At 56.0% G+C, this 23,672-nt stretch carries 25 protein-coding genes and 1 pseudogene; 13 read left to right on the top strand and 13 right to left on the bottom strand.

The window, feature by feature from the left end:
• The first annotated feature begins 78 nt into the window (after positions 1-78).
• Positions 79-516 (top strand): SRPBCC domain-containing protein, encoded by a 438-nt coding sequence (locus tag KR51_RS09725; protein ID WP_022607241.1) that lies wholly within the window; start codon positions 79-81, stop codon positions 514-516.
• 51 nt (positions 517-567) lie between these two features.
• Here KR51_RS09725 and KR51_RS09720 read toward each other — a convergent pair whose 3' ends face one another.
• Positions 568-1,068 (bottom strand): molybdenum cofactor biosynthesis protein MoaE, encoded by a 501-nt coding sequence (locus tag KR51_RS09720; protein WP_022607239.1) that lies wholly within the window; start codon positions 1,066-1,068, stop codon positions 568-570.
• Between the two features lie 466 nt (positions 1,069-1,534).
• Between KR51_RS09720 and KR51_RS09715 the strand changes: the two genes are divergently transcribed.
• Positions 1,535-2,074, top strand: coding sequence for a DoxX family protein (locus tag KR51_RS09715; RefSeq protein WP_022607238.1), 540 nt, complete (start codon positions 1,535-1,537; stop codon positions 2,072-2,074).
• Between the two features lie 162 nt (positions 2,075-2,236).
• On the opposite strand, the gene KR51_RS09710 is transcribed toward KR51_RS09715, so the two are convergent.
• Entirely contained in the window at positions 2,237-2,560 is a 324-nt protein-coding gene (locus KR51_RS09710) for a hypothetical protein (protein WP_022607237.1), read from the bottom strand.
• Positions 2,561-2,958: 398 nt separating this feature from the next.
• Between KR51_RS09710 and KR51_RS09705 the strand changes: the two genes are divergently transcribed.
• On the top strand, positions 2,959-3,957 hold the full coding sequence (locus tag KR51_RS09705; RefSeq protein WP_022607235.1) for an aspartate carbamoyltransferase catalytic subunit: 999 nt from the start codon (positions 2,959-2,961) through the stop codon (positions 3,955-3,957).
• A 15-nt stretch (positions 3,958-3,972) separates the two neighbouring features.
• On the opposite strand, the gene KR51_RS09700 is transcribed toward KR51_RS09705, so the two are convergent.
• Positions 3,973-4,725 (bottom strand): uracil-DNA glycosylase, encoded by a 753-nt coding sequence (locus KR51_RS09700; RefSeq protein ID WP_232214583.1) that lies wholly within the window; start codon positions 4,723-4,725, stop codon positions 3,973-3,975.
• 53 nt (positions 4,726-4,778) lie between these two features.
• Here KR51_RS09700 and KR51_RS09695 point away from each other — a divergent pair, with 53 nt between their 5' ends.
• Entirely contained in the window at positions 4,779-5,477 is a 699-nt protein-coding gene (locus tag KR51_RS09695) for a phosphoribosyltransferase (RefSeq protein ID WP_022607232.1), read from the top strand.
• A gap of 112 nt (positions 5,478-5,589) precedes the next feature.
• On the top strand, positions 5,590-6,354 hold the full coding sequence (locus tag KR51_RS09690; protein ID WP_022607230.1) for an inositol monophosphatase family protein: 765 nt from the start codon (positions 5,590-5,592) through the stop codon (positions 6,352-6,354).
• 609 nt (positions 6,355-6,963) lie between these two features.
• On the opposite strand, the gene KR51_RS09685 is transcribed toward KR51_RS09690, so the two are convergent.
• On the bottom strand, positions 6,964-7,602 hold the full coding sequence (locus KR51_RS09685) for a precorrin-8X methylmutase (RefSeq protein WP_232214582.1): 639 nt from the start codon (positions 7,600-7,602) through the stop codon (positions 6,964-6,966).
• A gap of 1,091 nt (positions 7,603-8,693) precedes the next feature.
• Between KR51_RS09685 and KR51_RS09675 the strand changes: the two genes are divergently transcribed.
• Positions 8,694-9,659: an NAD(+) kinase gene (locus tag KR51_RS09675; RefSeq protein WP_022607226.1), complete on the top strand. Its 966-nt coding sequence runs from the start codon at positions 8,694-8,696 to the stop codon at positions 9,657-9,659.
• Between the two features lie 255 nt (positions 9,660-9,914).
• Here the strand turns inward: KR51_RS09675 and KR51_RS17525 are convergent, their stop codons facing one another.
• From KR51_RS17525 to KR51_RS09655, 4 genes are all read right to left on the bottom strand, one after another.
• Entirely contained in the window at positions 9,915-10,586 is a 672-nt protein-coding gene (locus tag KR51_RS17525) for a hypothetical protein (RefSeq protein WP_022607224.1), read from the bottom strand.
• Complete coding sequence (locus KR51_RS09665) at positions 10,576-10,965, bottom strand: hypothetical protein (protein WP_156915067.1); 390 nt, start codon at positions 10,963-10,965, stop codon at positions 10,576-10,578. The genes KR51_RS17525 and KR51_RS09665 overlap by 11 nt, the downstream gene beginning before the upstream one ends.
• A 613-nt stretch (positions 10,966-11,578) precedes the next feature.
• Positions 11,579-12,115: a hypothetical protein gene (locus KR51_RS09660; protein WP_022607221.1), complete on the bottom strand. Its 537-nt coding sequence runs from the start codon at positions 12,113-12,115 to the stop codon at positions 11,579-11,581.
• Positions 12,105-12,494 carry a hypothetical protein gene (locus KR51_RS09655; RefSeq protein ID WP_156915066.1) on the bottom strand — a complete coding sequence of 130 codons (390 nt, stop codon included), beginning with the start codon at positions 12,492-12,494 and terminating at the stop codon, positions 12,105-12,107. The genes KR51_RS09660 and KR51_RS09655 overlap by 11 nt, the downstream gene beginning before the upstream one ends.
• 904 nt (positions 12,495-13,398) lie before the next feature.
• Here KR51_RS09655 and KR51_RS09650 point away from each other — a divergent pair.
• Positions 13,399-13,776, top strand: coding sequence for a hypothetical protein (locus tag KR51_RS09650; protein WP_022607218.1), 378 nt, complete (start codon positions 13,399-13,401; stop codon positions 13,774-13,776).
• A gap of 89 nt (positions 13,777-13,865) precedes the next feature.
• Here KR51_RS09650 and KR51_RS09645 read toward each other — a convergent pair whose 3' ends face one another.
• Positions 13,866-14,111, bottom strand: coding sequence for a DUF1049 domain-containing protein (locus KR51_RS09645; RefSeq protein WP_198016744.1), 246 nt, complete (start codon positions 14,109-14,111; stop codon positions 13,866-13,868).
• Between the two features lie 330 nt (positions 14,112-14,441).
• Here KR51_RS09645 and KR51_RS09640 point away from each other — a divergent pair, with 330 nt between their 5' ends.
• The 4 genes from KR51_RS09640 (at position 14,442) to KR51_RS09625 (ending at position 17,398) form a co-directional block, all read left to right on the top strand.
• Positions 14,442-15,011, top strand: coding sequence for an Npun_F5560 family protein (locus tag KR51_RS09640; RefSeq protein WP_022607216.1), 570 nt, complete (start codon positions 14,442-14,444; stop codon positions 15,009-15,011).
• On the top strand, positions 15,004-15,687 hold the full coding sequence (locus tag KR51_RS09635; RefSeq protein WP_022607215.1) for a hypothetical protein: 684 nt from the start codon (positions 15,004-15,006) through the stop codon (positions 15,685-15,687). The genes KR51_RS09640 and KR51_RS09635 overlap by 8 nt, the downstream gene beginning before the upstream one ends.
• Complete coding sequence (locus tag KR51_RS09630; protein ID WP_022607214.1) at positions 15,687-16,175, top strand: ureidoglycolate lyase; 489 nt, start codon at positions 15,687-15,689, stop codon at positions 16,173-16,175. The genes KR51_RS09635 and KR51_RS09630 overlap by 1 nt, the downstream gene beginning before the upstream one ends.
• A 104-nt stretch (positions 16,176-16,279) precedes the next feature.
• The gene (locus tag KR51_RS09625) at positions 16,280-17,398 is read left to right on the top strand and encodes a Gfo/Idh/MocA family protein (RefSeq protein ID WP_022607213.1); all 1,119 of its coding nucleotides are present in this window, start codon (positions 16,280-16,282) and stop codon (positions 17,396-17,398) included.
• A 275-nt stretch (positions 17,399-17,673) separates the two neighbouring features.
• On the opposite strand, the gene KR51_RS09620 is transcribed toward KR51_RS09625, so the two are convergent.
• From KR51_RS09620 to KR51_RS09610, 4 genes and pseudogenes are all read right to left on the bottom strand, one after another.
• Positions 17,674-19,224 carry a serine/threonine-protein kinase gene (locus KR51_RS09620; protein WP_022607211.1) on the bottom strand — a complete coding sequence of 517 codons (1,551 nt, stop codon included), beginning with the start codon at positions 19,222-19,224 and terminating at the stop codon, positions 17,674-17,676.
• Between the two features lie 967 nt (positions 19,225-20,191).
• Positions 20,192-20,308: pseudogene (locus KR51_RS21275) on the bottom strand (hypothetical protein); the annotation flags it as partial.
• Positions 20,309-20,677: 369 nt separating this feature from the next.
• Complete coding sequence (locus KR51_RS09615; protein ID WP_022607208.1) at positions 20,678-21,148, bottom strand: hypothetical protein; 471 nt, start codon at positions 21,146-21,148, stop codon at positions 20,678-20,680.
• 107 nt (positions 21,149-21,255) lie between these two features.
• The gene (locus tag KR51_RS09610) at positions 21,256-22,449 is read right to left on the bottom strand and encodes an anhydro-N-acetylmuramic acid kinase (RefSeq protein WP_051358146.1); all 1,194 of its coding nucleotides are present in this window, start codon (positions 22,447-22,449) and stop codon (positions 21,256-21,258) included.
• Positions 22,450-22,453: 4 nt separating this feature from the next.
• On the opposite strand from KR51_RS09610, the gene KR51_RS19650 reads away from it, so the two are divergent.
• Both KR51_RS19650 and KR51_RS09605 read left to right on the top strand, forming a co-directional pair.
• Positions 22,454-22,690 carry a hypothetical protein gene (locus tag KR51_RS19650; RefSeq protein WP_022607205.1) on the top strand — a complete coding sequence of 79 codons (237 nt, stop codon included), beginning with the start codon at positions 22,454-22,456 and terminating at the stop codon, positions 22,688-22,690.
• Between the two features lie 30 nt (positions 22,691-22,720).
• Positions 22,721-23,662 carry a Ycf66 family protein gene (locus tag KR51_RS09605; RefSeq protein WP_022607203.1) on the top strand — a complete coding sequence of 314 codons (942 nt, stop codon included), beginning with the start codon at positions 22,721-22,723 and terminating at the stop codon, positions 23,660-23,662.
• Positions 23,663-23,672 lie beyond the last annotated feature (10 nt).

Below are 23,672 nucleotides of genomic sequence, written 5' to 3'. Positions count from 1 at the left end.
AGTTAAGCCGCGCGCAACCCGATAACAATTGCGATCGCGTCGGTCTTTACCCACTGCCTTGTTGAAGGATTGCCCTCCATGGCCAGTCTCTACACTGAAATTGACATCAACGCTCCCAAGTCGGTCGTCTGGGACTTGCTGCTTGCGAAGGAGCAGTGGCAACTGTGGAATACCTTTCTGTTTGACGGCGACGCCTCGCAGCCTTTGCTGCAAGGCAAACGCGTGCTGTTATCGATGCGCCGACTTGCCCACGAGGAAAAAACCGAGTTTCAGCCGCGCGTGATGCTAGTACTGCCAGAGATATGTTTGAAATGGCAGGCGTCAATTCCGGGACTCAAGAGCGAAACGGTTTTCGAACTCCAAGAAATTGGCTTCCGGCGCACGAAGTACGTCCATGCCCATCACTTCTCGGGATTCCTGGCTCCGATACTGATACCCTTCGTCCGCGAGGACGAGGCAATCGGTCTGCGGCGCATGGCTCGCGAGCTCAAGCGTTATGCCGAACTCAACCAGTAAGCTTGATTTTCATAACTCGCCGCGGAGAGCGATCGCGTTTACCGAGTGTGGTTAGCTGTAGGTTCCGGCAGCAGACCCGCCTAGATCGCTAACCCGGCAGCCCTGAGTCCATTCACCGCTTTCGGTACCGTCCGGGCCCAGAAAGAATTCCTTCTTCCATATCGGTGCATTGTGCTTGAGTGTATCGATGGCGTATTGGCAGGCAGTAAAGGCTTCCACGCGATGCGGACAGCCCACTGCTACGAGAACGCTGATTTCCCCAACACGCAAACGACCAATACGGTGGTGAATGACTACACGGTTAATGTCCGTCCATCGCTCGCGCATCCTTTGAGCAATTTGTTGGAAGACAACCCGAGCCATCGGCTCGTATGCCTGGTAGTCCAGGTATGCCACAGCTCTCCCTTCGGTATTGTCGCGCACAGTACCGCTCATCACTACCAGTGCCCCATTTGCGGGAGTTTCGGCAAGTTCGTATACCTTTGCCAAAGATAGGGGCGCGATCGAAATTGCGAAACTGTCCGCTGAGGATACTTCAGCTGCTACTGCCACAGGCTGTTCTCCCTCTCTCCGTGCATACTTTAAGCTCCTGGCAAAGACCCATAGCCTGTTGCGCCAACCCCTTTGTGCCTCCCCACCCACTGTCAACAGCTATTAGAGCATGCACATCCCTCAGCGAAAAGATCTCTCTTTAGTGGTATGGCACCCTAAAACCAGAGCAGTAAAGCGCTCTCGCAATTATCACCGCAAGTGACATAAACAAAAATTAGTGGATTGAGTTGCCCTACCACTAAAATGTGCCTAGAATTATTAATTATCGTGAATCGGTATTAAGACTTGTGTCCATTATCCTTGCTGCGAGGCACGGGAATACGTTTTCGTGCATTAGCAGGGTTAGTGGGCTCGGGTTCTCTGGCTGCTGTCCGCAGACGCACGGTCTGCGAATCGGCTGAATTTTGAATTCCGTGAAGCGATCTGACAATTGACATCACCTCAGAATCTTTTCAATCCCTCCACCATGAACATGAAGAGCGCGATCGATCTGCTGACCCTTGTGTTGCGCCCGACCCTCAGTGCAAGCTACATCTCTCAGATTGGCTGGACTGTGCTGCGATTGACAGTCGGACTGATGATGATTCACAACGGTCTCGACAAGCTGTCCGACATCGAGAACTTCGCCGCGGCTTATGTGGAAGCGATCGGTTTACCGTTCCCGATCGTCTTCAGTTACGTGGCTGCCTTCACCGAGTTACTGGCAGCTCCTCTGGTGGCTGTCGGTTTGCTGACCCGTCCGGCAGCATTCGGTCTCTTTTCTACGATGTGCGTGGCAATGTACCACCACGTCAAGGTTGCCGGTTTCAGCATTCCATATTTGGAACTGTCGGCAGTTTACGCAGCTTGCTTCTTGTTTTTTGCGATTAACGGTGCAGGCATCTTCTCCCTAGACGCTTTGATTGGCGGCTGGTTGATATCGCTTTCTGGTCGTCAGGACGAGTCCAAGCGTGCCGCTCTGGAAAGCACTTACCAGTCCGTTCCAGCAAACTTAGGGTCTAAGTAGGACTGCTGGTGCAGCTAGTGGTTCGACCTTAGGGAGGAAACTTTAGCGAACTCGATTCGAACTAAAACGGGTTTGCTCCTCTTAATAGCGATTGCCCAAGTGGTGCAGTCGCTATTTTTTAGTTTGGAGCTGTAGTTGAATAGTTCGGTCGGTTTACAGTCCCTACGGGTGAGAGGATACCTTGAATATCTCGACGGGTCCTTCGTCGGTCAGCACCCCGATCGTTTTAGCGAGGCGTAATTGAGCAATCGGTACTTCCAAGATCCCGCGGGCATCAATGACTGCTGATGCCGTAGCAAGGTCGGGGCAATGAATGCGGAGCTTGCCCCACCGGCGAACGAGACGGCAACTTGCCAGCGGCTTAAGCTTCTGAAGATCGGCTGGATCTTCGCGGTAGAAGTCGCGAATCAAGTGCGCGATCTGCGAGTAGTGCTGATTCGGTAGGGTTTTGGTAAAGGTTTGCCGAAGCAAAGCAAGCAAAGTCATGTCGATTGGCCGTGCCAATGCGGCTTATCATCGTTCGGTCGCTTCTCTATCAGTCGCTTCGAATCCGAGTGCGGAGCTGGACTGCATTCGTGCAGGTACATTGCAATCGACCTATTGCTCATTTAAGCGCCGCGCCCAACATTCGTTCTAACTCGTGAAAGAAGTTTTAACGAGACGTTGCAAGTAGTTACGTGTTGTTTTGCGTTCCACTGGCTCGAGATTCAGTCTGAGAAGGCACTTGCGCAAATGGCGGCTGCTCTCCTGAGGCGCGACTTTCCCGCAATGAAACTTGACATTTCGAGACATCGTGCGCTGACTAAGTTCGGTTACTTATGGGTCGCTAGCATGAAGTTCCGAGCAAGTGTAGGGTAGTAGCGCACAGTTTTGCGAACTCGACAATGACCACGGGATGGACGCGGCAGCACATACTTTCCCTGGCGGACTTTACGCCAGCGGAGTATGACTCGGTGTTGCAGACGGCCGAGGGGTTCCGGAAAGTCTTAACCACCCGCACGAAGAAGGTTCCAGCTCTCCAGGGAGCGGTGGTGGCGAACTTATTTTTCGAGCCGTCGACTCGCACGCGCAGCAGCTTCGAGCTAGCAGCCAAACGGCTGTCGGCAGATACGCTTAATTTCGCAACCAGCTCCTCATCTCTGGCTAAGGGCGAGACAATTCTCGATACGGCTAAGACTTACGTGGCAATGGGAGCGACGATTGTTGTCGTGCGCCATAATCGAGCGGGGGTTCCGGCTGCGATCGCCCGCGAGCTCGACCGCTTGAACGCCGGTGTGAGCGCGATCAATGCCGGCGACGGCCAGCACGAGCATCCTTCTCAGGCTCTGCTGGATTTGTTCTCGCTTTATACCCTGCGTGCTTCGGAAGCGCCGCGCGAGTTCCTCCGGGGTAGAAAGGTGGCAATCGTCGGCGATATAGTGCACTCGCGGGTGGCGCGGTCAAATATTTATAGCCTGACGGCAATGGGGGCTGAAGTACATTTGGCTGGACCGCCAACGCTGTTACCGCGGGAGTTCCTAGACCTTCTCGACGCGTCTCGATCCCAGCAAGTGTTCCTCCACAGGGCAGTCGAACCAGCCATTGATGGTGCCGATTACGTAATGGCGCTGCGCCTGCAACGGGAGCGCATGAGCGCCAATCTCTTACCTAGTCTGCGCGAATATCGTCGGGATTATGGTTTGGGACGCGATCGCCTGAGGCTGGCATCTCCTCAGGTGAAGGTACTGCATCCGGGGCCGGTCAATCGCGGAGTAGAGCTAAGTTCGGAGGCCGTTGACGACCTTGAGTCGAGTTTGATCCTGGACCAAGTTACCAGCGGGGTGGCCGTCCGCATGGCCTTATTATTCCTGGTCGGGACGGGCAAGCTGACCGAGCCAATATAGCGCTCGGTTTCGAACTCAGCCTTCAGAGTCAAAGTTGTCAGTCACTGATGACAATTCGTCAAGCTTGGCCCGAACTTTTTGAATGTCTTGCCACATGAGCCACTTGGGACTGCCCTTTTCCTTCGATGGATTGCGGAGCAAATATGCTGGGTGAAAGATTGCCATCGCCAGCCTGTCCTCCCAGTTGAGCCACTGACCGCGAATTTTCGTGATGCCGCGTTTTTCGCCGGTGACGCCCTTTAAAGCGGTTGCACCTGTGAACAAGACGATCTGAGGATCGACCAGGCGCAATTGTTCCAATAAATAGGGCTTGCACGCCTCAATTTCCGGTGCGACTGGCGTGCGGTTGCCCGGCGGGCGGCATTTGATGATGTTACAGATGTACGTATCGCGCGCGGGATCGAGGCGAACGGACGCTAGGATTTTATCGAGAAGCTGACCTGATTTGCCGACGAAGGGGAGGCCTTGCTCGTCCTCGCTTTGCCCGGGCGCTTCACCAATGATGGCGATCGGTGCCTTCGGGTTACCCCGCGATAAGACGACTTGAGTGCGGCCGCCACTGAGTTCGCAGCGATGACAAGTTTCGCAGTGATGTTTGAGTCGATCTAGATCGACATAGGTTCCGGGCGGAATTTGGACGCTAGCGTCGGAAGGTATGCGGTCGAACTCGGAACTTGCGTCAGACGGCGTTGAATTTTCAGACGGTGTAGAGAATAAGCTGAATTGGTCTGCGCTCATATCGAGATCGCGATCGGGGCAAACGGGCAAAGGCGCGAACGCTCATAGCATTGTAAGCCAATTGTGCGGGGAGGTTGGAATTGATGGCGATAACAACTCTCTTTCGCGATCGCCGCGACGCTGGATTGGCCCTTGCCCGCATTGTGGCGGCAGCGTTCGATGAAGTGCGAGCGTCCGGTGACGATATTCCGGCGGTCGTATATGGGCTCCCTCGCGGTGGGATTCCGGTGGCAGCGATCGTCGCTCGCCAGCTGGACTGTCCGCTCGGTGTGGTTGCAGCCAAGAAAGTGGTGCTGCCGACCAATCCCGAACTTGCGCTCGGAGCCGTCACGTCGGCGGATGACGTGTTGTGGACGCTACCCCAACGGGAATTGCAAACTCATTCGGCAGCACTGCTCCAAGCCGCCCGCAACGCTCGCAATTGCGCGATCGCCCGCCAAACCCAGCTCGACGCTCACTTTCCACCGGTCGATCCGTTCGGACGGCTGGCAATTATTGTGGACGACGGCGCAGCGACTGGAACGACTGCCGCAGCTGCTGCGCGATCATTACACGCTCGCCGACCCCTGCAGTTGTGGATCGCCGTTCCTGTCGCACCGCTCGGATTCGTATCTCATCCGCCCCAATGGAGCGAGCGAGTACTAGCTGTATCGACGCCGGTTCCATTCGGAAGCGTCAGTGCCTCTTATCGGGACTTCCCGCAGGTGAGTATCGATGAGGCAGTTGCCTGTCTGCAACAGTATTGGCAACACTACCAACAGTCGCGAGCGGAACTGAACTAAGCGATCGCTACTGGCTGTCTCCGATCGGATCGCGTTCGTTACTCATCTGGTGCCAGCCGATTGATAAGGTCATTCATAACCATTAGCAGCGCCATATAAATCGCGTTTAAAGATGAAGACTGAAGAGTATCGAGCGTTCATACGTGTCTTAGCAGAGCGCAGCGGTGACGCGATCGCACCGTACTTCGCACGACACGATTTGACGGTGGAACTGAAGGCCGATCGGTCTCCAGTCACAAAAGCCGACCGGGAAGGGGAGGCTGTGATGAGAGAGTTAATTGGTAAGACATACCCTCATCACGGCATTATCGGTGAAGAATACGGCTCCGAAAATAGCTCTGCCGAGTACGTTTGGACGCTCGATCCGATTGACGGCACGGTTTCGTTTTCTCGTGGCTGCCCGCTGTTTGGAACTGCCATCGGTCTACTTCACCGCGGCACGCCCATTTTAGGTGCCATTCATAACCCCATCCTGAAGCAGTTTTGTATCGGTGACGGCGAGCAAACCACGGTTAACGATCGCGTTGCACTGATGAGACCGGCTCGCTCTCTTGAACAAGCCATGCTTTCTGTGACTGACCTCAAAAACATTTACAAACACCACGAGCGGCAAGGATTTGAGAAATTATTACAAGCGACCGGTCTATTTCGAACGTGGGGGGACTGCTATGGCTATATCTTTCTCGTAAAAGGTGGAGTAGATATCATGCTCGATCCGATTATGAATCCATGGGACGTTCTACCACTGATTCCAATCCTTCGAGGTGCCGGTGGTATCGTTACAGACTGGTCGGGAGCCGATCCGGTGCGCTCGAATTCCTGCGTGGCTGCTTGCGCTAATATCCACGATCGTATCGTCCAGCTCCTGAATAGCTAAGGCTCCCTGTTACGACATTCCTGTTAGGAGCAGTGCATGCAAGTAAAGAGTCTACTAGTAGCTTCAGGAAATAAACTCCACCCTGAATGGGCCATACTCAGACAGATGTGTGGGACAGTTCGCCCAGTTAGTCGGCATCCAAGGCACACAAGTAGCGTTTTTACAACGACGTGCAGGCGAACGGATTCGCTAAAGTCAACAGGGAATCGCGTGTGTAGCTAAACCCAACCTTGCTGTTTGTGAAGGTCATCGAGACCGCGATCGAGGTTGTCATCGCCTAAGTTGTGGTTTGAATATCCCAAATTGTGCCGAAGAGCCGTAGCAATTGTAGCCTCTTCTCCACTTTCTATTTTTGCCAGCTGTATGCACTTTAGGACGTTTTTGAGCTGGGTGATTGATTCTCCTCCATAGAGGGTAGCTCCCAAGGGAGGAAAGGCATCTGGAATTAGGTCAGTTGACGAAATAGAATTTATCTGACGATTGCGATCTGAGAGATTGGGGCAGACGCTAATTTTTGCCGGAACCCTTAGGGTCTGCCAAGCAGTTTTGCCACTACTACTGTCAAGCTAGCGAACATCAATTGAAGCGATTGCCGACTGGGTGGTGCTTTTATCCCGATCGCACACTTTCATATGCGAGGACGAGCAGGGCATTAAGGATTGCAGCAGCAGCAGGCGTTCCCCCCTTACGACCGTCGATGCGGATTTGCGGCACGGGTGTTTGTGCCAGTAACTGCTTGGCAGCAACAACTCCAACGAACCCGACCGGTGCGCCGACAATTGCGGCCGGGCGCTCGGATGACGTTATCGTTGCGGTGCACAATGCTTTCAGAGCCGAAGGTGCGTTACCGATCGCGTACAGCCCGTGCGGATATTCGGCAAAGCACCGCAATAGCCCGGTTTCCGTGCGGGTTTTTCCGGGTTCTGCGGCATCGGCGCGGGAGATCGCACTCAGTAATGGATTGCCGAAGGTGCGCGCGACAGTACTCGCAACGGCTCGTTCCAACATCTCTACGTCGACAACGATCGGCACACCTGCCCGCAACGCTGCAATGCTGCTCGCGATCGCGCCTGGACTGAAGTGCAGTAGCTCGGAGAATTCGAAGTCGGCGGTCGCGTGGATGACGCGACGCACGATCGCGTAGGCGTCTGGGGCGAAGGAATGGGGGCCGAGTTCGCGATCGATGATGGCAAAGCTTTCGGCCATGATGGGATGCACGGACAGTTTGGGCGATTGGGATAAATTCACCGCTGTGCAGCACTCTCATCGATTAAAAAGTTGCTTTCAGCTTATCGTTCGGCTAACGCGATTGCGCGCTACTGCTCGACCGGCGTCCCCCACTACCTTTGCCGATCCGCTGCGTCGAGCAAGAACCGTTCTCAAGAACCGTTCGTCTGACTGCAGCTTGCATTCGCTAACCGGACCTCTGGCTCGCTCTGATTCTTCTGCCGAATCGATGTCGGTTGCCTGACACTTCAGTGCCAGTGCGGCGGGAGAGTGCGTCGAAAGACCGCGTTCGCAATTCTGGCGCGGGCAGGATCTCGCAGGACGGACTTTCGCACCATTGAAGCCGAACTCCTCAGCAACGAGCTCGTTGTCAACGAAGGTTCACTAAAACTAAGTTGACTAACCGCCATTACAAACCCTAGCGGCGCAAATCGACGTAATGGCGAGATACAACGGCGCTGTGCAGGTCTACTTCATTCGCACGCGAGCGATCCGAACGATGGGTGGATTATCGAAAGTTTAGGTTTTCATGGGCAATAGCGAGGAGGGATGCAGCAATGTCAATTTACTATAGCGATCGTCCACTGCTTTCTCAATAAGTGAGCGGTGCTTGAACCCAAGGCGCAGCCATTCTTACTTTAGTCATCGCAGTCGTCTTGAGTGGTACTCAATAGAGTAGAAAACGCAGCTCCAAATGCTATATTTGGCAGCAGCGATCGCTGAAACCTATATCTCAAAACAATTGTACAAAACCGATACTGCAAGAATAATTATTGGAACGATCGAAGTGGATCGAAAATCCACATTGGCTTGCATATCGCAGTCAATATTAGATCGACTTACATGTCGATCTCGACCGGTTCGAGCTACCTGAGGCAGATCGAAGTCTAGTACTTGTTTGACGCAATATTTTTTATAGGTCAGGTTGTAATTGATTGTAGTCTATCCAGTTTTTTAGGGGGTTAATGATTTTCTGTTACTTGTCGATCGCATTACTATGGTGCAGCAGCTTAACCGTTTAGAGCAGATGTCTATAATTTGCGAAGGAGAGTTGTCATACACTCGTGTAGGCTTGCCTCCTTTCTAAAGCCGGCAGGACGCCCCCCTCTCTCGTGCAGCTCAAACAAATCATCATTGCTCACAAATCCGGTCACCCCGCGAGCAAAGCTTGGGCGGAGACCTACACCAAAGCACTCGAGGAGCGGGGCTGTCGGGTGATGGTGGGTCCGAGTGGGGTTAGCGACAATCCCTACCCGGTTTTTCTTGCGTCCGCGCACGCATCGATTGACTTGGCGATCGTCCTTGGCGGTGACGGAACGGTACTGGCAGCCGCCCGGCAACTTGCCTGCGAGAACGTGCCGATTCTAGCCGTGAATGTCGGCGGTCATTTGGGCTTTTTGACCGAGCCGTTCGAACTGTTTAAGGATGTGGAGGTGGTGCTGGATCGCTTGATCGGCGATCGCTATGCGGTGCAGCGGCGAATGATGCTAGAGGCCTGCTTGCAAGAAGGCAGCCGTCGCTATCCCGAGCAAGTGAGCGACACGTTTTTGTGCCTGAACGAGATGTGTGTCAAACCCGCCAGCATCGATCGCATGCCAACATCGGTACTGGAGATGGAAATCGACGGGCAAATGGTCGATCAGTTTCAGGGCGATGGGTTGCTCGTTGCTACACCAACGGGCTCCACATGCTATACCGCCTCGGCAAACGGGCCCATTTTGCACCCTGGCATGGAGGCAATTGTCGTAACGCCGATTTGCCCGTTGAGTCTGTCAAGTCGTCCGATCGTCTTGCCGCCGGGGTCGGTGGTAAATATTTGGCCGGTCGGGGATCGTGAGGTCAACACAAAGCTATGGACCGATGGTGTGTTGGGTACGACGATTTGGCCGGGGCAGCGAGTGGCCGTACGGATGTCGCGGTGCCAAGCACAGCTGATCGTTCTGCGCGAGGATTACTCGTTCTATGGCACGCTACGAGAGAAACTGCAGTGGGCGGGCACGCGCGTTCATTTTGAAACCGAGAACGGCAACGGTGGTCTTGCCGACAGTACCGATAGCGCTTGGGAAGAGACTCGATAAATCATACGACTGGGGCAAACGCCAAATCGAAATCTCAGCTCGGTTTTCGCTTATTGAGAAAACCGAGCCAGACTTATTGAAACCCGAGAGCCAAGTTTATGCAATCCAGATCGCTGAAACCTTAACTAGGTGGTACAGCAATCTGCATGCGTTTGCCCTAAGACAGTCAGGTAGAATGCTTCGCGATCGCCGGTCGGTCGGTTTGGCAAAGCCGCACTTCAAAATTACGATCGCGTGTGCTCATTCCTCCTCTCATTAATCCCCTCCTGGGGTTTGACCCGTGGGATTGAGGATGGCAGAGCGCGCCATCTCGACGACTTCTTCCTTCGAGCCCCCCTTCACGCTAACGCGATACCGGTAGGGTCCCTCATCCCAAATCACCGCCGCGTCCGACGCGTATGCTGCCAGCACCCACGGTAAGAAATAGCCGGTGATGCCATTCGGCAACTCGACATCTCCTGGTGGATTAGGCGCCCGCTTAGCAAACTCGCCTTCATTAATGTAAACGGCTGACCTCTCTGGGTCGGGCACGATATCCCCGGCGCGATCGCGGACATAGCCCGAGACCCTCCCCCAATGGCACGCAGTCGCCCCACCGCATCCAGGCGCGAAAACAAACTCAATTTCGTAATGGACTGCATCCGGCTCCGTACCTGCCACCAGAGTCGCAATGATATTTTCCTCGACTATCTGCCTGCCGCCGGGAGGCACGAAGCTCGGCAACCGACGCGGCACCGGGTTCCCCTCCAGCTCTGGACGGACGTTATGGTAGAGGTCGTACCCAGGGGCGACCTCCTCGCGATCGCCGCGTCCTTCTGCCACTGCTGCAAACCGCTCGTCCCCCCTAGCAAACACCACTGATAGACTCACTACTGCGATCGCCGAAAGCACGGCCAACCCTATCCTCAGAATCTTCTTATTGCTCATCGGTTGCCTCCAGATCCTGTCTCCGCAAATACTCGTCCATTGCCCCAATCAAAACCGGTGCTACGTCAGTCGGGACGCCCAAGACGATCGCGTTATTCACGTCAGGCACACCGCCCGTACCGCCAACGACCTCCCACTCCTCGAACGGGTCGGACCATTGTAGAAACACTACGCCAGCGGTATGAACGTGTTGCCAGAACGCGAGAACGTAGTCGCTTACGCGCACGGTGTAATGTAGCTCAAGCTCCTCAATTGGAGTCGTGAATCGGTCCGAAATTGCCAATTTAATGTCTTCTCCGAGATCGGACTCGACAGCAATCTCGACCGGCTGTAATGTTGCTGATTGCGCGTTAACAATGGCAGGACTAATGATAGTCAAAGCGAGTGTAAACCCCAGGCAAGTAAATAAACGAAACAATTCATCACACCTCTTTAGTCAGTTTTCAAACCGAATATAAAGCAAGTCGACCGCAACCGTAACCTGATTGACCGAAATACCTTACATTCCTGCCCTGGGGAAGGGAGATTGCTCGTAATTTTCTCGCAACTATCCAGAGGGAGAACGTCAGCATCCCGGTCAAACCGCGGTTTCGCTTCTCGCACCGGTCCTCCCAACACTGCTCTTTACACTCGCTCCGGTCGACAACGGTGTCGCCGCAAAAACTCGCGCTCGGTCCAGAAACGCGGTAACACCAATTCCTTAAAGTCCTAATACTGATAGCTGGTCGATGAGCCACCGCCCCTGGTTAGCAAGGCGATGAGGTCCCGTCCTTCCTACTGCAGTCGTTTCCCGATCTTCTCTCGTATTTCCTCTCTTTTTCAGCAGGTCAGCCACTTCGGTCCGCTCTTCACCCATTCCCAGCTTCACCTCCTGCCTCCCATCCGGGAATTTGACTCGTGGGATTGAGGATGGCAGAGCGTCATCTCGACGACTTCTTCTTTTGAGCCCCTCTTCGCGCTAACGCGATATAGGTAAGGTCCCTCATCCCACATCACCGCCGCGTCCGACGGGTATGCAGCCAGCACCGACGGGAAGAAAAAGCCGGTGATGCCATATGGCAACTCAACATTTCCTGGTGGATTACGCGGACCCTCGGAACTCTAACCTTCGTTAATGTAAACGGCTTATCTTTCTGGGTCGGGCACGATATAACTGGCGCGATCGCGGAGGTACCCCTAAACCGTCCCCCAGGGGCGCGGACTCGCGCCAACGCATTCGGGGAGAAATCAAACTCAGTTTCGTAGTGGTCTGCCTCCGGCTCCGTACCCGCCACCTGAGTCGCTACAAAATTGTGGTCGACTACCTGAGGAACGAAGCTCGGCAACCTACGGGGCATTGGATTCCCCTCCAGCGCGGGCCGAACGTAGTTGTAGAGGTCGTACCCAGGGGCAACCTCCTCGCGATCGACGCGGCCTTCCGCCCCCGCTGCAATCTGCCCGTCCCCCCTAGCAAACAGTGACGACAGACCCACTATCGCAATCGCCGTCAGCACGGCCAACCCTATCCACAGAAACTTCTTATTGCTCACTCGTTGCCTCCAGATCGTATTTCCGCAAATACTCGTCCATTGCCCCAATCAAAACCGGTGCTACATCAGTCGGCACGCCCAAGTCGATCGCGTCATTCACATCAGGCACGCCGCCACCACCACCAACGACCTCCCACTCCTCGAACAGGTCGGACCATTGCAGAAACACTACGCCAGCGGTATGCACGTGTTGCCAAAACGCGAGAACGTAGTCGCTTACCCGCACGGTGTAATGCAGCTCAAGCTCCTCGATCGGAGTCGTGAATCGGTCCGAAATTGCCAATTTAATGTCTTCTCCAAGATCGGACTTGATCGCAATCTCGACCGGCTGTAATGGTGCTGATTGCGCGTTAACAATGGCAGGGCAAATGATGGTCACGGCGAGCATAAATCCTACGGCAAGTAAAGAAATGAAACAATTCGTTGCACCTCTATAGTCAGTTTTCAAACCGAATATAAATCAAGTCACCGCAATCGTAACCTGATTAAATGAAATAGTTTATAAAGGAGCGGAGACATAGCGAGCAGTCTGAATTTCGAATTACAGCCGATAGCGGCTTTGCTCCTGCTGCTGACTTGGGGTTGCTGACTTGGGGTTGCGCTAGTTCTGGAGCGGTGTAGTCACAGAAGCGCACCTCCCACTAAAGCTGCCAACTCGCGTACAGTGCTGCCTTCACCCCCTCCCAACTGATGCCGCATGAAGATATTCCCGTACACCGGGTCCACCAGCGATCGGGTCTGCATACAATAAGCCAGACAACTCAGCACCAGCCGACCGAAAGCGCTACCTATAAATACGACACCAAAGCCGCATCCTCCTTAGCCGAGCCTGTCGGCGTAACAACCGCCGCTAGTGTATTGCCAACACAGTCTGCAAAGTGCTCCTGCCCTGGGGAAGGACGATTGCTCGAAATTTTCCCGAAATTATCCGGCGTGAGAACGTCAGCAGCACGGTCGAGCAACAGTTCTCTGCTTGCAAAAGAGCTCCCAACACTTCTCGATACGCTTGCTCCTGCGGACAACGGTGTCGAAGCAAAAAAGTCGCGATCGCTACAGAAACGCGGTACTGAAGCGATCGCCTGTCATGTCTCGGAATTTCCCGAGGGAGTTCGCTGCGTAGAAGTTACCCTTGTGCCACCTTCATTGCTTACTAGCAGTGACCTTTGCGTGACACCGTGAAAGTTGTCAGTCTGGTCTGCAAGCGAACAGCAAAGTCCGCCCAATCCAAACCGGTTTGTTAGGATGCGTACCATTCAAGAGATTACGAGGCGTAACGACGCGTCATGCTGGATCTGCTGCCGTTCTCAATCGAGCGCGCTTCGATCGCCGGGGCCTGCCTGTGGGCGTTTGCGCTGTATTTGGGGTTTGCCAGTCTGCGCGAATGGGTCACGGAGATGCTCGATCGCTGGTTCAATTTCGCCGAGCGCTGGATGTATACCTCTGCGAAAGAGTTCGAGCGCACGCGGGCGGCACGGGAGTCTCAAAATGCCTTCTATGCATCGGTGACCAGCATCGTACCGTTCCTGATTGCTGGTGTTCTTTGCAACATTGGCGTGGAGTACGGCCTGGGGCGTAGCTGGGCCGTCAGCGTCGGCATCCTTGCGTGTTTTGCCTGCGGTATTTACGATCTCGGACGTCGCTCTACAGCAGCGGACGACTGAAGTAACGCGAGCTTAACGGCAGCAGCAAAGTATGAACTGCTGCTGGTTTATACCTATTCCGTCGAGGAATCTTCCCGCACCCCCGGCGTTTAGTCCTCCTCATCTTCCCAATCCTCAAGAGGGTCGGGCTCGCTCGCTTGAGGGCGACGCGCGGCGATCGGTGACGGCGCGATCGCTCCAACCGCACAACCGACACCGACGCTGAAACTCAGCATCACGCCGAAGGGAATTTCGACCGACTGCCACGTCAAAAACCGAAGTGCGAGCGGGCGGATATTTTGGATGGATAAAACGGCAATCCCAGCCAGCCAGCTGGCAAAGATTAAGGCAGTCATTAGATTGGCAATTGCTCTCATAACGCTCTCGACACCCAGAACGAAGAAAGTTGGACTGACGCCTTCACTGCGCAAGCTGCCGTCAGTCTTGGTGCAGATCGAAGCCGATGCAGTTTACGCCTGGAAGGCGATCGGGAACATTGCGGACGCGTGCGTCATCCCCGATCTTGCTGGATCGACGGCAATGATAAAAATGGTTCGAGCTGCCGCGTTGGACGTACTGCAATACGTCACTACTTTGCCATCAATGTTAAGGTAGCTGCAGTTTTTGTCGTAAGGTGCTGCTGTGGGTCTGCCCCGCTAATTCTGTGTCTCGGAGCGATTGCAACTGTGAGCCAGTCCGACTTTCCCGCTTCTCCACCCTCCCACGCCCTCGCGGATGTTGCCGAGCTGCGTGCCGAGCTTGACTTGCGCAATCAACTCGTCGAACAGCTTTCCCAAGAGTTGTTTCGCATCGTTAAAGACGGCGATCGCGTTTTGCCGCCGAGCGGCATGGAAAGTTCGTCAGCCCTGCAAGAGCAATCGGAACAGCTCCATCAGTTGCGTGGGGAACTTGCAGACATCGAGCAACAGGTTCGCTTCTACCAAGAGCAAATTTCCACGCGCGATGCGGAACTTTACCGGTTGCAGCAGTCAGTTCAAGCCCTATCGGATCGCAACCACATGCTCGAACAAGTGGTGCAAGAGCTACCGCAAATTTACCGGCAAAAGTTCTCCGAGCGCATCGAGCCAGTCCGCGATAAAGTCGAGCGATTGCAACGGGAAAATCGTCAATTGTATGCCGAACTGCAGAGCGTGAGCTATCGTCTTGCCATGCGCACGCGCAATGGAGCCCAGCCCCTCGACCTATCTCAACCCCAGCGCGAAGCCGAGCCGTATCCTAAGTTCGAGAATGTCTGAACGGGTCCTACCCCAACAGATCGCCATCGTCGGCGATCGCACCAATCCCATTTCAGCAGCGTTGCAGTCCGCGATCGCGCGCTGCAATCCCAAGATTGCAACTGTGGTTGTGGCCCCCGAAGCGTTACTCGCTGTTGCCAAGCCGGAGCTTTGCTACCTGCCGCTCGAGCTGGAGTTACCCGTTGCGTTCCAGTTTCCCGGCCGCTGGCTTTGGGATGCTTGCCGCGAGGTTGAAGGATTGCAAGCGCGCGCGGCGCGCGACCTCTCAGTCGATATCGCGACTGCCGATCTGCCAACCTATTGGTTGCCCGTGGCGCTCACCGCTCGCGGACCGCTCTATGGCGAGGCAATTGCCTCCAACCCCAACCGTAAGATCGGCTACGTGCAACCGGCGGATTTTCCCGACCGGATACGCCAATCGCTTTACGCTCTGGCGTTCCGGTTGCTGCGGTGGCTAGACGCGCCAGCTGCCCTGTATTTGGTCGAAGTTGGTACGGATGGCGATCGCGTTGCATTTTCGCGCTTGTGGCCGTTTCCTGCCGCTCCCGCCCTCGCCAGCCTCGGCGTGCAGCAGCCGGATCTATTTACCGCCCATTGGCTCTGCGTCAGCGGTCAACCGCTGCTAGATTTGGTCGTGCGCGGCGATCGCCCAACTGCTGGAGGGCTTAGCTCGTGATGCGCATGCCGGCCACGCGCACGCTGAGTGCAGTCCCCGGCACGATTGAGGTGTTTGCCCCGTTCGGACAACTCGTCGGACCGACGCCCGATGGCAAACCCTTCGACGCCGATGACGCTCAACTCGACCTGAGCCAGGGCACGCCGCGGTTGTATATCATGCGGCTGCAATTTCGCGGCCGGCGCTTTCACCGCATCACCCGCCACCAACGCTGTACCCAATGCCTCGGCACGGTGTCGGGGCAACCCTGGTTCCTCGCTGTCGCGCCGCCATCCCGCGCGCCCGAACCCGACCCGGACACGATCGCGGTTTTTCGGATGGAGGGACCGTGTTTTCTCAAACTGGCGGTCGGTACTTGGCACGCTGGACCCTACTTCGATGCCGACCAGCTTGACTTTTACAACCTCGAACTCAGCGACACCAATCTTATCGATCGCCAAACCCACGACTTCCGCAGCAGCCACGGATTCGAGTTCGCGATCGCCTGAGCGATCCGCGCTGGTTTGGACTATTGCCCGTTCGTGCCGATGCGACAGGCACGAACGGGCACGCCGACTGCTACGATGCCACAGAGCACGCAGGAGGAACGTTCGTGGTTGCCGAAACCGACACCGTAGGGGTCGCCGTCGTTGGGACGGGCTTCGGGCAAAGCATTCACATTCCCGGTTTTCAGGCGCATCCGCGCGCGCGCGTTGTTGCCGTCCACAATCGCGATCGCGCCAAAGCCTGCCAAATCGCCGAAGCCTTCAACATACCCCATGCCAGCGATCGCCTTGACGCAATGCTTGCCCTGCCGGAGGTCGAGGCCGTCAGCATCAGCACGCCGCCATTTTTGCACTACGACATGGCCAAAGCCGTTCTGGATGCCGGCAAACACCTACTTTTGGAAAAACCCCTAGCTCTCAATGTCGATGATGCGATCGAACTCTACCGGCTCGCCCGCGATCGCGGTCTCGTTGCGGCGGTTGATTTTGAGTTTCGGTGCGTGCCGTCTTGGCAGCTACTCGCCGAATACTTGAGTGCGGGTTACGTCGGCAATATTCGCCTCGTTACCATCGACTGGCTTGTCGCCAGCCGGGCCAATCCCGAACGTGCCTGGAACTGGTATGCCCAGAAGGACAAAGGTGGCGGCGCTCTCGGCGCGATCGGCTCTCATAGCTTTGACTACCTACTTTGGCTGTTCGGCGGCGTCCGCAAGCTCTGCGCGCGTCTGGTAACCTCGATTCCCACCCGCCCCGACCCACAAGATGGTGGCGCGTCGAAACCCGTTGATGCTGACGATACCGCCATCCTGATGCTGGAGCTGGCCGATGGCGCCCCCTGCCAGCTTGCCCTCAGCTCCGCTACCTACGCCGGTCGCGGTCACTGGATCGAGGTCTACGGCGATCGGGGCACGCTAGCCCTGGGTAGTAGCAACCCTAAAGACTACGTCCACGGCTTCCATCTTTATGCAGCACCTGCCGGTGGAGTGCTTGCTGAAGTCGACGTTCCAGAACGATTGGCGTTCGATCGCGTTTACCCCGACGGACGCCTCGCGCCCTTCATCCGCATTGCCGATCGTTGGCTCGATGCCATCCAACAGGGAACGACGATGGTGCCGTCTCTGCGTGAAGGTGTCTTTTCCCAGTTGCTGATGGACGCCACGCATCAATCAAGCCAGTCAAATGCTTGGGTCGACATTCCCGAACTGGATCGCTTGCTACTTCCTTAAAGCTTAAGCTTCTTGAGGACTGCCTGGCTGCGCATTTATTCAGTGGCTAAGGAAACCCGTTGCAATTGCAACTTGCGGTATCCAGTTTGTCATCAAACTGTCTGCAGATGCTCTACCCGCAATTGATTTCATCAGTATTCGCAGGGAAGCGAGCGCAGGACCCTGGTTTTGGCTCGTGCCTGGCTTAGCTGATGATGCGTCCTATCCTATATAGACCCAGCTGCTCTAGACCCAGCTGCTTGCATCGCAGCACGAACTGGCTAGGACAACAAGAATTAAACTTCAGACACTTGGCTGCGCGAATCGCTAATAGCGTCGAGCTTGGATTGAATCTTCGGTTTGATATTGTCGAACTCGCGTCGGAGTAGTTGCTTGCTCATTTGCGGGCTGGCATAAGACTGCCAAGACTGGCTGGAGCTGGCCCAATCGTAGAGCTTCTGACGCTGAATAGTTGCAACTCGGGCTTTCAAGACATGCAGGCACTGCTGCGGTGCGTTCGTCGCGAACAGCAGAATGCGGTACATCCCCGTTTCCCCCAAACCGCGTGCCACCTGCTGACCCGTCCCGGATTTAAGGTCCAGATAACATGGCAGCCAGCGCGTCGGCCGAGCGTGACTGTGGAGTGCAGTAATCCATAACACCATCGGGTGCGGGAACATCAAAAATAAAAATTGGTTGTAACGCTTGCAAACGGTCCGCTGTTCGATATCGACGCGATCGAGCATTGCCCATAACGTCGGCGTCTCGCCTAATGGGGTTGCCAGCATGCGGGGGAACACGATCTTCTCGCGCGGCTTGCTATTCGGCCAGGTCGATTTGAGGCAAAGGTTGTCGAGCTGTACGTCAACGCTCGATAGATGGTTTGGTACCTTAATATTCGGTTCGGTCGGTGCGGGCGTGCGCCAGGTTTTACTGCTGGAGTTTGCTGGTTCGGGCACGCCCCCGTTCGAAACCAGCAAACTCAGTGCATTCAACTCCTCAAGAACTTCGCTAATAGTCTGCGGGCGTGCTTGCGGACTCTTGGCCAGACAGCCCAGAATCAGCTCTTCCGCTTTTTTCGGAATATTTAGCGATGGCTGGAAAGGGTCGGGTGGGCTGTGACGGTGAGCTTTGTGCCAACCGCCGAAGGAGTTGTGCTCCGGTAAGATCGGCATCTCCCCTGTCAGCATCTCGTACATCATCACGCCGAGACTATAAATGTCAGAGCGATTGTCGAGTTCTTTTCCTTCCATTTGTTCGGGCGAGCAATAAGCTAGTGTGCCCTGGAAAGAGTGAGTCTGGGACTGATTGGTTTGAACGAGCTTTGCAATGCCAAAATCGAGAATTTTGACCAACTCGCCTAGAGTCGGATCCTGCACGATTAGGATATTGCTAGGCTTGATGTCGCGATGGACGATCGGGCAGATTTCGCCTTCGTAAAGAATGCCTTGGTGCGCGCACTGCAATCCCAAACAGATCTGACGCGAAAAGTTAACGAAGCGTACGAGTGGCAGCGGCTGGATCTTGACAATGTCGCTAAGGCTACTTCCTTCTAGAAACTCCATCGCGTAGAACGGGACGTCACGGTTGTCGACGCCGTAATCGCGCACTTGAACGATGTGAATGCTTTTCTCTCCAAGGAGCGCGCAAATTGTTGCTTCTTGCTCGAAGCGATCGCGCCGCTTGTCGTTTAACAATGCTTGAGAAATAAACTTAATCGCTACGGTCAGCCTGCCGAGGAGAACATCTTTGGCACGATAAACCTCGCCCATGGCCCCCTTGCCTACCAGCTCTACGAGCTGGTAGCGGTCCGCCAGGAGGTTTTCTCGGTTAATGTCTCTGGGCATTTCTGCAGATAGCAAGTTCGAGGCGAAATCATTTAGGAGAGGTAAACAAGCGACCGTTGCTGCTCCGAGTCTAGCAGCCTGCGTGCTCGGTAACAGTCATAGAAAGCGTATGTAGCCCGCTGCGCTGGCTTCGTGTCATGTAGGACAGCAATTGCAAGCCCTGCATTGCTCCAGCATCCCTAGCAAACAATGTAAAACGACCGGTAATAATAAAGCAATAGGTACCTAGATTAGGACACCTTGCTAAGTCCGTACTTTATTGCCTCCCGCAACATCTCAAGCTCCTGCCAGCATTTCCGTATCCGACATTTCGATCGCGACCAACAACGCTCGATTTCGATCGAGTCCGGCGATTCGAACGACAGATATCACATCTCACATCCGGCCGCCCTCACCAATTCCTGGGTCATACCAAACTTGTGAAAGGTCGCATTGTTTATCACTACTTTCTATCCGTTTTTAACTCGGGAATCAAGCACTGCTCCAGGTAGGTCTCAAACGCCATTTGCTTGCTCGTTTGCTCCACGGCGAATGATGCCCACAAATGCCCTCACACTGTGCAGCGATCGTGTGGACCCGCCGCCCTTGCGACACCGGCTTGAGGTCTTTGAGCCTCTCTCCGCGCGGGCTGTTGCCATCGTCTCATAAGTCTTGCTGGTCCCTGCTCAACTCGTTAGCGGCGACACCATGGTTTTCGCTTGCGGTGGCCTCACTGCTCCCTGAGGGGGTCTTTAGGCTTCGTCACGCTCTGGGTACCCGTCAGTTTTTTCATGCGCGCGAACCCAATCTTGCGCAGTACACGGAAGATGCGGCAGCTTCTGACGGCCCCCGGCCACAAATTAACCGATTCCTGCTGCGCCCGATTGGGAGCGGCTTCGAAAAACGCTGAAATTGCTACTAGTCAGAAATTTTATGGAATTTTATCGCTGTGACCGGTTTAGGGAGCGGGCCGTGGGTGAAAGTCACCCTATCCTAATTTGCTCTGCATCCAGAAGTAGATTGTGTCGCGACTGATACGGAAGGCAGTCCTTGCCTCGATGGCGGTCACGTCGCCCCGCGCGATCGCGTCGAGGACATTGTTGCGAAGGTCGTGGTTGTGGGGTTTGTGGGCATGGGATGAAGATAGAGGAGAAAGTGCTCATCCTACGTCCTTAGCAAAACGGCGATTGCTATGGTTGATATTGTTTTGACGCACTGGGCAACTGTCTATGCTAGTCCTGCACGGTGAGAGTGGTGCAGGTCCGGAACCCTTACATCGCCATGCTCTAAACCCAACTCGAGCATCACGGTTCAGGCTTAACGTGTAGGGCACCTCGATGATTCACTCAAGAGCGAAGGCCGGCAGGGCAGCACGGGCATTTCAAAAGCCGGTAAGCCAAAATTCGACAATTTTTCGAGGTGCCCTGGATGTAGTCCCACTGTAATTATTCGAGCAGTAGGAATAAGAGCCTCCTCAGATCCGGCGTTCGAGGGTCGCCTCGAATGTACCGGCTAAGTGATGCCCCGTGAGAAGGCCGCTTGTGAGGTAATACGTAGATTCGTTGAGGCGATGGAGTGTTTCAAAGCCGCTGCGACGTTGTCGGTCGTCCAGTACCCAGTAGCGCTGGACGATTACCTCGGGACCGATCCAGCCCTCCCCTTCAAGGCGCCCGAGGAAACTTTGTTGCAGCATAAACGTATACTGCATTTGCCCGCTATCGATGCGACCGCGGTATTGAGAAGCTATCTCGGTGATGCGCTCGCCAGACTTACTGCCAGGAAGGTCGCCGTCGATACAGACGATCTTGGTTTTCCAGGTAAACCAACGATCCGTACTCCAAACGATGACCGTTTTTCCGATCATGTTGGTGAATTGACCGCTGCGATCCTGCCATCTTCCGCGCAGCGTCCAGCGTCCTGCTTCTAGTAGGAAGGTGTGAGCCATGCATTCCCCTCGATCGTCCAGTGTGTCGCACCGGGTCTGCCAGGTGCTGAATCCGGCCCAGTGCCGGATATGCGTACGTGCCGGACGCAAGTCTAGCTGGCGTTGTCCTAGTATACCTGCCGCATCGGGAGCGGCCGGCCTCCATTGGTGGGGAATTTCCCAGGCAGGTGGAGGTCGCCGAGTAGGACTGGGGCCCGCGCTCCGGTTACACCGGGAAGGTTGCCGGACACGTCACCGCGCGCGCGCCAATAACCGAGAACGGCAAACGCGATCGCTTCTTTGCGATCGCCGTCGAGACCGGCAGCATCGGTTGTCGTTATGGTTGTTTCCGGCAATAGGGCTTGCAAGCGCCCGACGAGCGTTTGGTTGTGACGGCCGCCGCCGCAGAGCAGAACGGTGTTGGGCAGGGCCGGTAGAAAGCTGCGGTAGCTGTGAGCGACAGTCGCGGCGGTGAGTTCGGTCAGGGTAGCCAGCCAATCGGCAGGGTCGAGCCGCTCCGCATGGTGGCGGTTGGCGGTTAGGAACCCAGCACCGAACAGTTCGCGGCCGGTGGATTTGGGTGGCGGTTGGTGGAAGAAGCAATGCTCTAACCAGGTATCGACGAGGGCGCGATCGCAAGTTCCGCGTGCTGCCCAGGCCCCGCCGTCATCGTACGTTTGTTCGCCGTTGGTGAGAGCGGTGACGGCAAGGTCGAGCAAGGCGTTGCCCGGACCAGTGTCCCAGCCGCAGATGCTGCGTTCCCAATCGGGAGAAGATTTGGGCGGTAGGTAGGTAACGTTACCGATACCGCCGAGGTTTTGAATGCAGCGAGCTTCAGTCGGATGAGCGAGCAGGCACGCGTCGAGTTTGGAGACCAGGGGCGCGCCTTCGCCGCCAACGGCGATGTCGGCAGCGCGGAAGTTGCTAGCGGTGGGCAGATCGGTTAAGTGGGCGATGGCTTCCCCGCGCCCGAGCTGGAAGCTGCGACCGAGGGGAACGGGTGCGGTGGGCGCGGGCGGGCGATGGAAGACCGTTTGTCCGTGGGAGCCGATCGCGCGGGCGGCAGGCTGTCCGCTTTGGATGGCGCGAGCGGCAGCGGCGAACTCCCAGGCGATCGCGTCGTCGAGGGCGACCAGTTCTTCTAGCGAGAGCGGTTGCCCCGCACAAACAGCCAGGATCGTCGCGCGGAGGTCGGGCGGATATGGATAGGTCGCGCCGGCTAGGAGTTCGACCCGCAGATCGGTGTCGGTACCATCGACGTTGACAAGAGCGGCGTCAATACCGTCGGCGGAGGTGCCGCTAACCAAGCCAATAACAGGAATCACGATGGTAGTTGCTGTCGGGGTTGTGAAGATGGCTGCAACCAGGATCCTAACGGTACCGGGGGCAGTCGGGGAGTGCGATCGCTTTGGTTGCAGGGCACGCGTCCGGCGCCATTGGTCGGGCGGGCGGCGGTCCCTCTGGACTACAGACGTGCGATTGGTGCGGTGCGAGTCCGTCGGAACGACCGGGCAGCCTTGCCAGCAGGCCGGGCGATCGCGTCGGTCAGCCCTAAACCGCTAACATGGGACTGACTGCAGGTAATGTCAAGTCATGTTGAGCTTTTTCTGGCTGTACTCGCCGCAAGTGCTCGCGCAGGTTAACTTCGGATTGAATGCCGCGTTCTTGCTCGGGCTGTTTTTAGTCGTATCGGGTGCGTTGCTGTATGCCATGCGCTCGTTCCGACCCGAACTCTCGCGCGATCAAGATATCGTCGTGGCAGCCGTGGGGCTTCTGTGCGGCTGCATTTTGATTTTCCAAGGCTGGCGGCTCGATCCCATTTTGCAGTTCGGTCAATTTCTACTGGCCGGCGTGTCGGTGGCCTTTGCATTCGAGACAATCCGCCTGCGGTCGGTGACGGCCGAGCAAGCGCGACGCAGCACCCCGACGGTGGATCGCGATCGCCGCGCGAGCCGGGTATATCGCGCCGAAATCGACGAATTTGACTCCCTTGAAGAGGAACCGCGGCAGATGAAGCGCCAGTTGCGCGGGACGGCCGATCCGCGCGCGCGCCGGGACTCCTTCGAAGACGAGTACGCCCGCGACGAGCGTTCTGCATCCCGTCGAGCGCGCGGTAGCGCTAGCAGTAACAGCACTGGTGGCCCAACCGGACGCCCCCCGCGCAAGCGTCGTCCGCGTCCACCAGCCGCCGAGCGCGATCGTTACGCCACCGACCGACCGGGTGGCGATCGCTCCAGCTACGGTCCCCCGGACGACGATCTCGACATCGATTTTGACAACAGCCGCGAGGACGGACGCGAAGAGCCGCCTTCCTCGCGTCCGCCCGCCCGGCGGCCGCGTCCGACGAGTGCTCGCTCGGACGAATCCGACTTGCCGCGCCGCCCGAGCAAGCGCCGTCCGTCCGGCTCGTCCGAGCGCCCGCCCAAGCGATCGAGCGCGGCCACCAACGCCGATTATGCGGACTACCAACCGATCGACCCGGAGCGTCCTCCCAGCGGCGATGGCGATGACGACACGAGCAACTTCGATTACTGATTTCGGTATT

This window comes from Rubidibacter lacunae KORDI 51-2 (assembly GCF_000473895.1).
GTDB classification, from domain to species: domain Bacteria; phylum Cyanobacteriota; class Cyanobacteriia; order Cyanobacteriales; family Rubidibacteraceae; genus Rubidibacter; species Rubidibacter lacunae.
Note: the sequence above shows the minus strand (reverse complement) of the source record. Positions and strands in the feature narration are given on the sequence as shown.